General features: G+C 36.3%; 13 protein-coding genes, 1 tRNA gene and 1 pseudogene. 13 read left to right on the top strand and 2 right to left on the bottom strand.

The genetic code is table 11. From position 1 onward, the window contains the following. Nucleotides 1–86: 86 nt before the first annotated feature. The 5 genes and pseudogenes from OZD66_RS02035 to OZD66_RS02015 all read left to right on the top strand — a co-directional run. Nucleotides 87–884 (top strand): annotated as a pseudogene (locus OZD66_RS02035) (GTA baseplate fiber-binding domain-containing protein); the annotation flags it as partial. Nucleotides 885–960: 76 nt separating this feature from the next. Further along, nucleotides 961–2,178 (top strand): hypothetical protein, encoded by a 1,218-nt coding sequence (locus OZD66_RS02030; RefSeq protein ID WP_259348501.1) that lies wholly within the window; start codon nucleotides 961–963, stop codon nucleotides 2,176–2,178. 146 nt (nucleotides 2,179–2,324) lie between these two features. Then, a complete protein-coding gene (locus OZD66_RS02025) occupies nucleotides 2,325–3,548 on the top strand; it encodes a multidrug effflux MFS transporter (RefSeq protein ID WP_458695169.1) in 1,224 nt (407 codons plus the stop codon). A gap of 137 nt (nucleotides 3,549–3,685) precedes the next feature. Further along, entirely contained in the window at nucleotides 3,686–6,133 is a 2,448-nt protein-coding gene (locus OZD66_RS02020; protein ID WP_182366751.1) for an ankyrin repeat domain-containing protein, read from the top strand. Then, a complete protein-coding gene (locus OZD66_RS02015) occupies nucleotides 6,130–6,279 on the top strand; it encodes a hypothetical protein (protein ID WP_182366755.1) in 150 nt (49 codons plus the stop codon). The genes OZD66_RS02020 and OZD66_RS02015 overlap by 4 nt, the downstream gene beginning before the upstream one ends. Nucleotides 6,280–6,506: 227 nt before the next feature. On the opposite strand, the gene tkt is transcribed toward OZD66_RS02015, so the two are convergent. Continuing rightward, nucleotides 6,507–8,570, bottom strand: a complete 2,064-nt coding sequence (tkt, locus tag OZD66_RS02010; RefSeq protein WP_182366758.1) for a transketolase — start codon at nucleotides 8,568–8,570, stop codon at nucleotides 6,507–6,509. A 105-nt stretch (nucleotides 8,571–8,675) separates the two neighbouring features. Between tkt and rpsD the strand changes: the two genes are divergently transcribed. The 3 genes from rpsD to iscX all read left to right on the top strand — a co-directional run bounded on the left by rpsD (nucleotide 8,676) and on the right by iscX (nucleotide 9,623). Continuing rightward, the gene (gene rpsD / locus OZD66_RS02005) at nucleotides 8,676–9,290 is read left to right on the top strand and encodes a 30S ribosomal protein S4 (RefSeq protein ID WP_182366761.1); all 615 of its coding nucleotides are present in this window, start codon (nucleotides 8,676–8,678) and stop codon (nucleotides 9,288–9,290) included. A 9-nt stretch (nucleotides 9,291–9,299) separates the two neighbouring features. Next, a tRNA-Leu gene (locus OZD66_RS02000) sits at nucleotides 9,300–9,386 on the top strand. A gap of 30 nt (nucleotides 9,387–9,416) precedes the next feature. Beyond that, nucleotides 9,417–9,623 (top strand): Fe-S cluster assembly protein IscX, encoded by a 207-nt coding sequence (gene iscX / locus OZD66_RS01995; protein WP_182366765.1) that lies wholly within the window; start codon nucleotides 9,417–9,419, stop codon nucleotides 9,621–9,623. 242 nt (nucleotides 9,624–9,865) lie between these two features. Here the strand turns inward: iscX and OZD66_RS01990 are convergent, their stop codons facing one another. Then, nucleotides 9,866–10,084: a hypothetical protein gene (locus OZD66_RS01990; RefSeq protein ID WP_182366768.1), complete on the bottom strand. Its 219-nt coding sequence runs from the start codon at nucleotides 10,082–10,084 to the stop codon at nucleotides 9,866–9,868. Between the two features lie 316 nt (nucleotides 10,085–10,400). Between OZD66_RS01990 and OZD66_RS01985 the strand changes: the two genes are divergently transcribed. The 5 genes from OZD66_RS01985 to OZD66_RS01965 are packed head-to-tail and all read left to right on the top strand — an operon-like array spanning nucleotide 10,401 to nucleotide 13,839. Beyond that, nucleotides 10,401–10,742, top strand: a complete 342-nt coding sequence (locus OZD66_RS01985; RefSeq protein ID WP_064125521.1) for a DUF721 domain-containing protein — start codon at nucleotides 10,401–10,403, stop codon at nucleotides 10,740–10,742. Between the two features lie 37 nt (nucleotides 10,743–10,779). Continuing rightward, complete coding sequence (gene rpmB / locus OZD66_RS01980; RefSeq protein WP_006279619.1) at nucleotides 10,780–11,094, top strand: 50S ribosomal protein L28; 315 nt, start codon at nucleotides 10,780–10,782, stop codon at nucleotides 11,092–11,094. Continuing rightward, nucleotides 11,087–11,950, top strand: coding sequence for a lipoyl synthase (gene lipA / locus OZD66_RS01975; RefSeq protein ID WP_182366771.1), 864 nt, complete (start codon nucleotides 11,087–11,089; stop codon nucleotides 11,948–11,950). Before rpmB ends, lipA begins: the two co-directional genes overlap by 8 nt. A gap of 60 nt (nucleotides 11,951–12,010) precedes the next feature. After that, nucleotides 12,011–12,727, top strand: a complete 717-nt coding sequence (gene ubiE, locus OZD66_RS01970) for a bifunctional demethylmenaquinone methyltransferase/2-methoxy-6-polyprenyl-1,4-benzoquinol methylase UbiE (RefSeq protein ID WP_182366774.1) — start codon at nucleotides 12,011–12,013, stop codon at nucleotides 12,725–12,727. After that, a complete protein-coding gene (locus tag OZD66_RS01965; RefSeq protein ID WP_182366777.1) occupies nucleotides 12,724–13,839 on the top strand; it encodes an FtsW/RodA/SpoVE family cell cycle protein in 1,116 nt (371 codons plus the stop codon). Before ubiE ends, OZD66_RS01965 begins: the two co-directional genes overlap by 4 nt. Nucleotides 13,840–14,171: the final 332 nt, after the last annotated feature.

Here is a 14,171-nt window from a genome sequence, read left to right as displayed (position 1 = left end):
TATAATTGTGGAGTGAGAAAGAAAGGCAATAGTATGGCTTTTTTTCCATTGTTATCTATCCGTTTGTTGTGCAGTGGGAATTGGTATTAGACGGTGAGAAAAAGCATACGGTGAGAATTATAAAAACAAAATTTGAAAGCATGTCCATTCAAGTAAGCGGTGTTGGTTATGATTGCTCTATATACAAGCTCTCTTTTCCTTCAACAAGGTCACTTATGCTGAAGGAATACCCTCCTTCTCACATTAGCAAAACCATCGTAGAAATGATTGATTTACCGCATATTAAAGGTAATAACGCAAGCTTTACTTTAATTAATGAGGAAAAGAATTGGAAAGGAGCAACACTCTTTATTTCATACAACGATAAGGATTATAAGCCTATCGCAAGCACAAATAAACAGTCTACTTACGGATATGTAATGGAATCTACCGACGAGGGGCTTATAGTAGTGCTACGTTTTGGTGTATTGAGTTCTTTATATGACCATTATTTAAGTGGGAAACTAGCAATTTATCATGGTGTCATTCCAGCGCTTGACCATATTTCTCCTGGATCCCAGTGTCTGGGCACTGGGATGACAGAAGAGGGTTTTACAAGCACTAACGTTAGTACTATAAATGTAAGCAATTTAGCACTGGTTGGAAAAGAGGTAATAAAATTCCAAAATGCTGAACTTATAGATAAAAATAAATATAAGCTTAGCAACCTAATTAGAGGGCAAGAAGGCACTAAAAAGTATCAGCACACTGCAGGTGAAAAATTTGTTCTACTTGACGATTCAATAATATCTTTCGAAGTGCAGCCAGGAAAAAGATTTTTCCTTAAAGCAGTGACTTACGGTGATTCATTGGATAACACGGAGGCGGAAATATTAAACTTTTGAGTACTGCAAACGTTTTATTTGTATTTCGTTAAAAATCCACTATACTGCTGTTATATTAATATGTTGAGGCAAAACAATGATCGGTGATGTGAAAAAGTTATCAAATGAAGCACCAATAATACCAGCGTGGGTGCCAAGAGTACGTGGTGCATCTTTGCCAGATGGTAAGAATAGTGCTCTTAATTACTTGGATATAATAAAAAACCATAAGTTAAAAAATAAAGAGGAGAGGGACATATGTTTGGTTATAAATGGCCCGGGATTTGAGCAGAATCAGATAGATGATTTAAAACGTGAACTGAAAGAAATTCAGGGAGTACACGTTGTAGACTTACACCAGTATGACTGGAGCGAAATAGATCAAAGGTGGAAGATAGATGGCAAGGATATCAGTATTAAGGATTTCTTTAAAAATATGTATGATATGACAGATGAACAAAGAACATATTTTGCTATTGAAATAGATACCTTTAGGTTAATTGCTCTTGCTCTTTCAGAAAAAATGACAGGACAGAAAGGTGCAATATATGTAGATTTTGATTCTTTAAAAGCCATTGACACCCATATAGGGAAAGGTATAACAATTCCTGAAGGAATATTGTTAGGCAGCGTTGGAGCACATGTTGATAAGAATACTGGAAGAATTGTTAAAACAAATTTAAATAATGACTTAATTGCAATAAGTCATCCAAGAATAGCAGTTAATATCTTATCTCAATATAAAAGTAAAATACTAAATCAAAAAGAAATGTGCCATGAGTTAGTAGAGCGTGTATCTTCATTTATGGAAAAAACGAAAGCAAAGTTTTATGCTTCGTGTAAAGAATTAAAAGAGAAAAAAGGGGAAAATGAAGCAAGAGAAGAAGTGAAAAAATTTATAGATAGGGGTCGAAATCTAGAAAGATATTTAGAAAAACATTTAGAAGATTTAAGGAATGGTAAGATAGAAGTGCTATACAGGCCACAGATGTTCCAACCTCTTGTCTATTTTGGGGTAGATTTAAATTTAGGTCAAGCTAATACCATAAAAATAGTTCATGATAAATTAATTAATAAAGAGGAAAGCAAATTTAAGTCAGTTGCTTTTCCAGAGAACAATGGCAATTACGTTTCTATAACAGATAATGACCTATCTTGGACGATAGGAGAAGATTTATACCATAAACAGATAGACAATAAGCTGGAAAGAGCAAAAGTGGAACATAGCCTTGGTGAACCACCACTAAAGGTAGTAAGTGAGGCAAATGTATCTTCTGTTGAAGGCTTAAAGCTTAAAGTGAATAATCAAAGATAAGATATTGAAATTCGTGCTTTTTATGATTTGAGCTTAAGATTTCAGTGTCCGCTACTCGAATGACATCGTTTACTATGTAACATTGTACTTATACTAATGAAAAAAATACATTATAATTAAGTATATTTAATCCAGTAAATCATTAAGTGAAAACAGCTCTTTCGCAAAATATCATCTCTCTTATTATGATATTGTCTGTAGCAATTGTCGATATGGCAACTGACCTATACTCAGTTGCATTGCCAAGCATTGCCAATTATTTTAAAGTAGAAGGCAGTGTAGTGCAGCTTACAATTAGCTTGAATCTAGTTGGATTTGCGGTGTCTGGGTTAATTTATGGTCCACTATCGGACCATTATGGTAGGCGTCCAATGATGCTGATTGGTATGACAATTTTTACTTTGGCAAGTGTCATGTGTTATATAGCCAACAGTATTGCGCTCTTGATACTAATTCGCTTCATACAAGGAGCAGGGGCTGGTGTTGCAGGTGTTGTTGGGTATGCAGCAATAAGGGATATGTACTCGGGTAGTGAATACTCGAGAGTAATTTCAAAATTAAATATGGTTGTGGCACTCTCACCTGGAATAGCTCCAGTGGTGGGCAGTTATATAATTTCACATGGTTATCATTGGAAATTTTTGTTTTTTATTATGTCACTCGCAGCAATTGCTATACTTATTTTTATCTACTTTAAGTTACAAGAAACACTCACTGTAAATAAAAATGAAACCAGTATAACTAACATAACTACTAATATCTTCAAGCAATATATATCAATATTTAGAAATTATCGTTTCCTTGGGTTTTCAGCCATTCATGGATTAACTTTCATGTGGCTTTGGGCATACGTTGCTAACTATCCTTTCATATTTGAATCAATGGGCATTGAAGTACAGTATTTTGGCTACCTCATATCGATCATAGTCATATTCTACATAATTGGAACTTTAATTAATAGAAGGTATGTACCAAAAGTAGGGGTTAGCAAAATGCTAATAATAGGTTTGGTGTTACCGATAATATCCGATAGTTTATTGGTATATTTTTATTTCGCGGACAAGTTAAATATATTCATTCTTCAAGTTGCCTGGATTCCAGCCAATATCGGACTTGCATTAATAATAAGCAATAACGTAACTTCTGCTTTAGAAACGATCAAAGGTATAGGGCTTGGTAGTGCAGTTCTCTCATTCTGCAATATGATGTTTGGGGCTATTGGAATATATATAGTAGGAAAATTTTTTCGCCATGGTATTTTACCAAATTTACTATTAACAATAGCATGCTCTACAATTGCAATTCTTATGTACAGCCAGCTCAAATGTACTGAAAAACACGGGCATTATTTACGTGATCCAGGAACATAGAGCTCATGGGTTATTAATGACTTTATCATGATAATATAATTTTACAGGGGGTGAGAGCTCATAGATTATTAACGACTTTATCATAACAATATAGTTTTACAGGAGGTATGGGATGAGTAATTTACAAAGTATAAATAATGATTGGTTTTCTGCTGTTATACAAAGGTAATACTAATAAAGTAAAGCGTCTAATAAGTGAAGGAGCTGAGGTTAATGCAGTAGATGAATATAACAACACTCCTTTACATTATGCTGCTACGAATGGCGATGCAGAGATAGTAAAAGATCTATTGGATAATGGGGCAGATGTTAATGCAGTAGGTCAAGATGAAAAGACTCCTTTACATTGGGCTGCTGCACATGTCCGTAAAGATGCAGTAGATGCCCTACTGAAAGTAAAAGGGATCGATGTTAATGCACAAGATAAAGATGGAAAGACTCCTTTACATTGGGCTGCTCAAAGAAACCATGCAGAGATAGTAAAAGATCTATTGGATAAAGGGGCAAATGTTAACGCAGTAGATAAAGATGGAAAGACTCCTCTCAATTTAGCCCCTAGCGGGGACATACGAACTCTATTAATAGACACTGCTTTACTTGAGGCTGCTAAAAGTGGTGATATTAATGAAGTAAAACATCTAATAAGTGAAGGAGCAGATGTTAATGCAGTTAAAGGTTTGCATACTTCTTTATATTGGGCTGCTAAAAATGGTCACGTTAGTATAATAGAAGTTCTATTAGATAATGGAGCAGATGTTGCTCATGTCAATTATTCTATGGAACGTGATGTGTTGACTCTATTACAAGAAAAAGAAGCTGAATATTGCAAGAGCTCTTTACATCTGGCTGCTAGGCTTGGCAACTTGAAAGAAGTAGAAAATCTATTAAGGGAAGGAGCAGATGTTAATGTAAAAAATGATAAAGGAAAGACTCCTTTACACTTTGCTGCTGAAAGTGGTTATCAGCAGGTGGTGCAAGCTCTATTGGATAAAGGGGCAAATGTTAATGCGAAAGATAAAGATGGAAAGACTCCCTTAGATTTAACTACTAACGAAGAAATAAGAACTCTATTAGAAAATGCAGGAAAAACAGATAATGCTAGTCCAGTATTGCAAAATGATGAAGAAGAAAGCCAAGTTTCACAAAATGCTGATTTATTTGAGGCTATTAAAGGAGATAATATTAATGAAGTAAATCGTCTAATAAGCGAAGGAGCAGATGTTAATGCTTTAGATGGAAACAGATTTACTCCTTTACGGCATGCTATTGTCAAAGGAGACAAAGATATGGTCTCGCTTTTCATTGATAACAAAGCAGATGTTAATGCACAGTCTGAAGATGGACGCGCTCTTTTACATGTTGCTGTTGACAAAGCCAACAAAACGCAACCACTCGATACAAGTATAATAGAAGCTCTATTAGAAGCAAAAGGGATCAATGTTAATATAGCAGATAAAAATGGAAGGACTGCTTTACATGAAGCCGCTAAAACTGACGATCAGCAAATAGTAACAGTTCTATTAGAAGCAAAAGGAATTTATGTTACTCCACTAGATAATACTCGCAGCACTCCTTTAAATCTTGCCTCTCAACAAGGCAGGCAACATATAGTAAAAATTCTAGAAGAAACGCAAAAGGACATCGAAGCTTTGTATTCAGCCATTAAAAGTGATAATTATGAGGAAGTTCAAAGTCTATTAAGTAAAAAAGTAAACGTTAATTCAATAGACAACGATGGAAAAACTCTTTTACATTTTGCTGCTAAAAAGGGCAATGTAGAAATAGTAAGAGCTCTAATACAAACAGGGGCAGATGTTAATATAGCAGATAAAAATGGAAGGGTTCCTTTATTTGAAGCTGCTTTCTATGGTCATAAAGATGCAACTGAAGTTTTATTAAATAATGGAGCAAATGTTGATACAGTAATGGAATCACTTCTTCAGAGTATGATGGAATATAATTACAATAGTAGCCATAAAGATATAGTTAAAGCTTTATTAAACAAGGGAGCAAATGCTGATGCAGTAGATTCATATGGACATACTCTTTTGCATTGGGCTGCTAGAGAAGGTTATACGGATATAGCAGAACTTTTATTAGAAAAAGGAGCGAATGTTAATATACAAGATAACGATCTATGGACTCCTTTACATTTTGCTACAAAAAATAAAGTGTTTATGGGTTATGCAGATCGTCCAGCAAACGCCTCTGCGGAAACAGTAAAATTCTTAATAAAAAAAGGGGCAGATGTTAATATAGAAAATGAAGATGGAAATACTCCTTTCAAATTAGCCACTGATGAAGGAATAAAAACTCTATTGCAACCAGCAGAAAAATCTGATGATGGTTCAGCGGGTGGATCATCGACAGATAGTGAAGGGGGTCAAGAGGAAGAAAAACGAGTAGGTGATGATACTGAACTACAATCAGATAATAGCAAAAAAGGGGAAAAAACCAGCAACACCAGTGCAGAACAAGGAACTGATGTACAAGACAACGATGTAGGTCCTGTTGCTTCCACAGAACCTGCACAAACAGAAGAACAGCCGAGCTCTTTTTTGGTAGTTTGTTTAGTATACTTATGAAGCCTTTTTCATTAGTTGCATCATTTTTTGGTGGGTTTTTTTCATGGTTATTTTGTTTTGATGAGCCAACACAATCATCATCTGAATCTGACCAACCAGTTGTATTAGAATCACCAAGTAGTTCAGAAGGCAATGACATAATATAGCCAGAGGTTTACTAGATTCCAGCGTCACGCGCTGGAATGACATGGTGGTATGTATTCAAGTAGCTGACACTGGTTCCTTTATGACGGTGTCATCCTAGTATCTTCCCCTGTCATCCCAGTGCCCAGACACTGGGATGACACCTCTGGGCACTGTCGTCATAAAGGAACCAGTGTCAAGCACTGGAATGACAAAGAAGAGTGGGCTTTCATATGGTTATGCAAGAGGTTTACTGAATGCAACCTAACTTCTCACACACACATTTTACCACATGATCAGCGTTGATATTAAAATACTCATAAAGTGTTTTATAAGGTGCTGATTCTCCGAAGCTTTTCATGCCAACAAATATACCGTTTGAACCTATATACTTATGCCAACCCATTTCACTTCCGGCTTCAATTGCAACTTTAATGCTGTCATTATTTAATATTGCCGCTTTATATTCATCGCTTTGCTCGTCAAAAAGCCTCCAGCATGGCATAGAAACAATCCTTGTACCTATACCCTTTTCCTGCAATTTCTCCCTTGCTTCAACTGCAATTTCAACCTCGGACCCCGTAGCAAATATCGTCACTTTTAATTCTTTTGAACATTCACACAAAATATATGCACCAAACTTCGATAAATTAGCAGATTGATCGATATCAGAATGCATGTAACTTACGTTTTGCCTTGAGAGCACAAACAGTGCTGGAGATTCTTTCTTTTCGAGTGCAATGCTAACACACTCCAGAGTTTCAACTGCATCGGCTGGCCTAAAAACATATAGATTTGGTATAGCACGCAAAGAAGCTAAATGCTCTATTGGCTGATGAGTTGGGCCATCTTCTCCCACTCCAATTGAGTCGTGAGTCATGACATACATAACCTGCTGCTTCATCAGAGCTGAAAGACGTATAGCAGGACGACAGTAGTCGGAAAATACCAAAAAAGTGCCGCCATAAGGAAGAATCGCGCCGTGAAGTGCCATACCATTCATACATGCTGCCATAGCGTGCTCTCTCACTCCATAGTAGACATAAGAACCACTATAATTATTACTATCTATTACCTGCATGTGCTTATATTTAGTGCAATTTGACCCAGTAAGATCAGCAGAACCGCCGATTAATTCCGGCATAGACTCAGTTAAAAGTTCCATTACTCTGCCGAAAGAAGATCGAGTAGCTTCGTTTGGCATTAGCTCACATATTTGTTTCTTTAGACCAGCCAAAACACTATCGATATTATCTGGTAGACGTTTATCTAACCGTCTTTGAAGTTCTGCATGATACCCTATCATCCCAGCATTCTCTTCTGTCATCCCAGCATTCTCTTTTGTCATCCCAGTGCTTGACACTGGGATCCATTCTTTTTCTTCTTTCCTGGTCACGCGCTGGAATGACATCGTGTAGTTTTGTTTTGCTCTCTCAACAGTTTTCTTCCAGGCATTTTTCACATCTTCTGGTACACGGAATGGTTCATAATTCCAGTTTAATTTCTCTCTCATCTGTTTTATGTCTTCCTCCGAAAAAGCACCACTGTGAGCAGAGGATGTGCCAGCACGGCTTGAAAATTTTCCGATAATGGTTTTGCAGCAGATCATTGTAGGTTTACCAGACTTTTTTGCTTGCTCTATTGCAAAGGATATGGCATCAAAATCGTGGCCATCAATTTTGTCAACATTCCATCCATACGCTAAGAAGCGTTTCTCTACATCATCAGAGCAGGAAAGACAAGTAGCGCCATCTATAGAGATATCATTATCATCAAAAAGAGCTATAAGCTTATTCAATTTAAGATGCCCAGCAAGTGATGCTGCTTCATGGCTTATTCCTTCCATAAGACAGCCATCCCCTAGCATCACGTAAGTGTAGTGATTAATTAAGCTATCTCCAAATTGTTCTTTAAGAATCGATTCAGCAAGTACCATGCCAACAGCAGCGGCAAACCCCTGACCGAGCGGGCCTGTTGTTGCCTCTACCCCGGAAGTCAAGCCGAACTCTGGATGACCTGGGGTCTTGGATCCCATTTGCCTGAAGTTTTTTAGCTCATCTATGCTAATATAACCCGTCAAATATAATATTGAATATAGTAACATTGACCCATGACCGTTTGATAAAACAAAGCGATCTCTATTGAACCATTTAGAATCATCAGGATTATGATTCAGATATTTAGCAAACAAAACAGTTGCAACATCTGCCATGCCAAGTGGCATACCTGGGTGTCCAGAGTTTGCTTTTTGTACTGCATCAATTGATAAAAAACGGATGGCGTTTGCCATAGATTCCAAATGTGAATGATTCATAGAAAAACTTAAAAATGAAGTATAAAAGATTATATCAGCAAAAACAAGTTGACACTGAGTGCTAAAATCCTTAATAATCTAAAGTTAAATCGTGAGAGTTTTTATATGACAACTGTTATCACTAGAAAGTATAGGATTAGCCGTAGACTTGGTGTAAATTTATGGGGTAGAGCTAAAGACCCAGTAAACAAAAGGAAATACCCTCCAGGTCAACATGGTATTCTTGGATTCAAGAAGTTATCCGACTTTGGTAAGCAGTTTGCTGCGCATAAGAAATTTAAGTTTTACTATGCGATTTCAAGTAAGCAGCTCAGACGTACATTTTTAGATGCTTATAACAGAAAGGGTTATACGGCTGATAATTTTGTCGGTATCTTAGAATCGAGATTAAGTTCTGTTTTATACCACTCTGGTCTTGTTCCAACAATTTACTCAGCAAAGCAGCTCATATCTCATAAGCACGTTACAGTTAATGATAAGGTGGTTAACATATCGAGTTATCGAGTGAAGCCAGGTGATATAATAAAAATAAGAGAAAGGGCAGCAAAAATCCCTGTAGTAGTAGAGGCTGAACAAAAACAAGAGCGCAAGGCTCCGGATTATTTAGAAGCAGATAGTAAAGAGCATTCAGTGAAGTATTTGAGGTCACCTCAATATTCTGAGGTTCCTTATTCAGCAGACATGGAAGTCAATTTAGTAGTAGAGTTTTACTCTAGATAGATAAAAAAAGCCCGTGTGGCGGAATCGGTAGACGCAGCGGACTTAAAATCCGTGGGTTTTGCGACCTTGGGAGTTCAAGTCTCCCCATGGGCACCAATTTAACTTAGCAGATAAATACAAAAAAGTATGAAATGGCTTGATGTAGAAGATATTGTGGAAGCTCTGGAGGAAAAATTTCCAAATGAGAATATAATTAGTATCAGATTCACTGAGCTTAAAAAAAAGGTCTTGAGTTTAGAGGAATTTGATGATGATGAAAAACGCTGTAACAAAAAAATACTCGAAGCTATTCAAGCAGCTTGGATTGAGGAAAGATTAACCGCATACCAATAAACCATACGCAAACGTGATTTCTATTACAATTTGCATATTGATTATGCTATTTTTTGGATCTAGCCTGGCAAGTTAATAATAATTTAACTAATTACAATTAAAACAGCTATAAGGTTAATTATGAGGCAAAGATGACAGCACAAAATTTGGTAAATGGAACGATCTTGGCAAGTGCTACGTTGAGATAAGTTTTGCATAAAAATACTGCTTTTACGGTGTGAGGCTAGAGGTTTGTAAAGCAGTTAGAAGGTTGTCATCCCAGTGTCAGCTACACAACTGTACGAACATTTATTTTTGTTAAACACAGCAAATGGTGTCATGCCAGTGCTTGACACTGGCATCCAGCTTTTGATCGAAAATGTTGTATAGTGCACAATCAATTTTTCTGGATCCAAGTAGTCTGAGCACACAACTGTACGAACGTTGTAGTTTGGGAGCAATTCCCACCAGTGGGGTGTCATCCCAGTGCCCAGACACTGGTTCTATGCAACTTAATTAAAAACGTTTATTTTAGCGTAAGACAACTACCTTTAGCTCATCAGCTCAGTTATAAGCAAAATTTCTGGATTCCAGACTGGAATGACACCATTTGCTGTGCAATTTACCTTCAAAAATGAATGTTCGTACAGCTATGTGTCTGAGCACTGGGATGACATCCTCCCTGGTGGACTCAAATTACAATGTTCGTGCAGTACGCACTGGAATGACAGGGCTTTAAGAAATCCAATGTAGTGGTAAACCTTACTTATTTAGTTATACTAGAAACAAAACAGAAAAATGCTCAAACACAGCGGTCCAAAAAAATTAAAGTCTATAATTGAAAACTATGCATTAAAATGCATGAAAAATAAGATTAGCAAAAATGAAATACGTCTTATTTTAAACTGGCGAAATATAGTAGGGAAAGAAATAGCAGAGTGTACAAAACCGAAAAAGATCTCATATGCACAGAATATAAATTCGGGTGTGTTGCATCTGGTAGTAACAAATGGCAGCAAAGCATTGGAAATTCAGCATATGATTTCTCTTATAATAGAAAAAATTACGATATTTTTTGGTTATAAAGCAGTATATGGTATAAAAATTAAGCAAGAGAGTATTGACTATTTGACTATATAAGGTAATCTAAGTACATAGAATAATTTGGTATATTGAAGTGAGTAGAGTTTGTGAATTAACAAATAGAAAAAAATCTTTTGGTAATAAGGTATCACATTCGAATCGTAAAACAAAGCGTACCTTTCTTTTAAATTTACATAAGGTTACGTTGACAAGTGATATATTGAATAAAAAGTTTAGATTTCGTGTGGCAACAAGAACTTTGAGAACTATAGATTACAAAGGTGATTTAGATGCTTTTTTGCTCAACACAAGAACGATTAAACTAAGTGAGAAAGCGCAGAAGATAAAAAGAAGATTGAAAAAAGTTTTAGTAAAGCAAGAGGTAGAGTTAGCCGTTTCAGATGCATAACAAACCTCAATGGCTCAGAGCAAAAGCTCCGACCGGTGAAGTATTCAATGAAACCTTAAACATCGTTAAACTGCATAACTTACATACGGTATGTGAAGAAGCTGCATGTCCAAATATTGGTGAATGTTGGAATAAACGTCACGCTACTGTGATGATTCTCGGTTCTGTTTGCACTCGTGCTTGTGCATTTTGCAACGTTGCAACTGGCATTCCTGATAAGTTAGACCCTCATGAACCAGAAAATTTAGCAAAAGCAATAAAAAAGTTAAACTTAAAACATGTTGTCATTACTTCTGTTGATCGTGATGATTTACCAGATGGTGGCGCAAATCAGTTTATACAGTGCATAGAAGAAATTAGAAAGATAACTTCAGAAACAACAATAGAGATTTTAACTCCTGATTTTTTAAATAAGAAAGGAGCATTTGAAGCAATTGCTGTTGCATCACCTGATGTCTATAACCACAATATTGAAACAGTGCCGAGATTGTATGCAAAAATAAGACCACGAGCTCGCTATTTTCATTCACTATATTTGCTGAAGATGGTAAAGCAGATTAATCCTAAAGTTTTCACAAAGTCGGGGCTTATGGTTGGTCTTGGAGAAACAAAAGAGGAAATATTTCAGGTTATGGACGATTTGCGCAGTGCTGAGGTTGATTTTATTACAATTGGTCAATATCTACAACCAACTCCAAAACATGCAAAACTTGATAGGTATGTTACCCCAGAGGAATTTGAGCATTATAAATATATCGCTTACTCCAAAGGGTTCCTAGTAGTTGCATCAAGCCCACTAACTCGGTCATCATACCACGCTGAAGAAGATTTTAACAGGCTCAAGGCTTGTCGTTGACATTTGCGTTAATTCAAATTAATTTTTACTAATTATAAAGGAGTTGAGCGACTTTACGTAATGTCTACTATAAAAATCAAGAAGAAATCGCAATTAGTTAAAGAGGTATTCGATTCCGTGGCAAGTCGCTACGACACCATGAATGATATAATGAGCCTCGGAATGCACAGATTATGGAAAGATAAGATGGTAAATAGTGTGCATTTTACAAAAAACTCTAAGGTTTTAGATGTTGCTGGAGGAACTGGAGATATAGCAATAAGAATAGTAAGAAAAGAGCCAAGTGCTAAGGTTACAGTGTGCGATATAAATCAAAATATGCTAAGCAGAGGACGTGATAAAGCTATAAATTTAAACCAAATTAATTTTGATTGGGTATGTGCAAATGCAGAAAGTTTACCATTTGAAGACTCCGAATTTGATTATTGCACAATAGCTTTTGGCATTCGAAATGTTTCTGACCGCAAGAAGGCTTTAAATGAGGCGCACAGGGTATTAAAACCACATGGAAAGTTTATCTGCTTAGAATTTGCCCCTATGCACTATCAAAATGAGATATTTACCAAACTTTATGACTTATATTCATTTAAAGTAATTCCTCAAATTGGCAGCATAGTTGCTAAAGACAAGAGTTCTTATGAATATTTAGTGAAGAGCATCAGAGAATTTCCAACTCAGGCTGATTTTAAAATGGAGATTGAAGAGGTAGGTTTTAAGAATGTTGAGTTTCATAATATGAGCTATGGAATAGTGGCATTACACATTGGAACAAAATGAATATTAAACTCTGGTATAGAACGCTGGATTATTATCTCATCCTTCCAGTGTTTTTTTTGCTCACTATAAGCTTCATTCTTGTTTATTCAGCAAGCCCTGTAATTGCGCAGCGTCTTTTTCTACCACAGGATTATTTTATACGGCGCCATACAATTTATATAGTCCTGTCACTAATTACCTTGGTGACATTTTCTTTTCTCAACACAAGAACTATACTTAACCTCTCATTCGCAGGTTTCGCTTTATTTACTATTCTAGTAGCAACTGCGATAATACTTGGTATAGAGGTAAAAGGTGCGAAACGATGGTTACATATTGTCAAAATTTCAGTTCAACCATCTGAGTTCGTAAGGCCATTTTTTTCTGTTGTTATAGCTAGTATCTTGGCCAGCGAAATGAAGTTTAAAATACACATATCAATCATAATATTTCTGTTAGTTTTTGTGTTGTTACTTTTGCAACCTGATTTCAGTATGTCTATGCTTTTAACATATTCTTTTATCGGTCAAATGTTTATTGCATGTATACCATTTTTATACTTTCTATGCATAATAGGAATGGCCACAACTGGAACTACAATAGCTTACTTATGCCTCCCACATATAAAGCAAAGGATTTACAATTTTGTCTTTTTTACGCAACGCGATAACTTTCAAGTCACAAAATCATTAGAAGCATTCAAAAGAGGTCAATTAACTGGAGTTGGACCTGGTGAAGGTAGCGTAAAAGCCTCTCTTCCTGATTGCCATACAGATTTTGTGTTTTCTGTTTTAGCAGAAGAATTTGGTTTGATTACGTGCTTAGCCACATTGATGTTATTTGGCATCATTTCCGCCCGCTTGCTTTACGTTGCATATAGGGAAAATGAATTATTTAATCTGTTAGTGATTCTCGGTATCTCAATGCAATTCATCACACAATTCATAATAAACATAGGGGTAACATTGAGTGTTTTTCCAACCACCGGCATAACCTTGCCGTTACTTAGCTATGGTGGTTCTTCTCTTTTATCTTCGAGCATTGCACTTGGCATAATGCTGTCTTTTAGTAGAAATCAAGCTATTGCATTAAAGTTTCGTGAGCGTATTATGCTTGGAAGGTATATGGACTAAACTTGTACCGCTCACAACTGCACGAACATTGCAATTTGCAGGTGGCAGGTGCAAGTAGCTGACACTGGTTCACTTTATAATGGTGTCATCCAAGTAGCTTGACACTGGTTCCTTTATGACGGTGTCATCCGAGTAGCCCCTTCGGTGTCATCCCAGTGTCAAGCACTGGGATGACACCTTCCGTATAAATATTAAAAAATTTACCAAATGAAAAAAAAGGCAAGAGAAGCCCCGTGGTTGGCTAATTATAGCATTTCTCATAATAGTCCGAACAGGTCATAGGAAGGCAGAATCAACAGCACGACGAAAGGATTCGAATAGAGGAATGTTTT

This window comes from Wolbachia endosymbiont of Drosophila baimaii, assembly GCF_028982185.1.
In the GTDB taxonomy this organism is placed as follows: domain Bacteria; phylum Pseudomonadota; class Alphaproteobacteria; order Rickettsiales; family Anaplasmataceae; genus Wolbachia; species Wolbachia pipientis.
The sequence above is the reverse complement of the archived record's forward strand: the minus strand, read 5'-3'. Positions and strand labels throughout refer to the sequence as shown.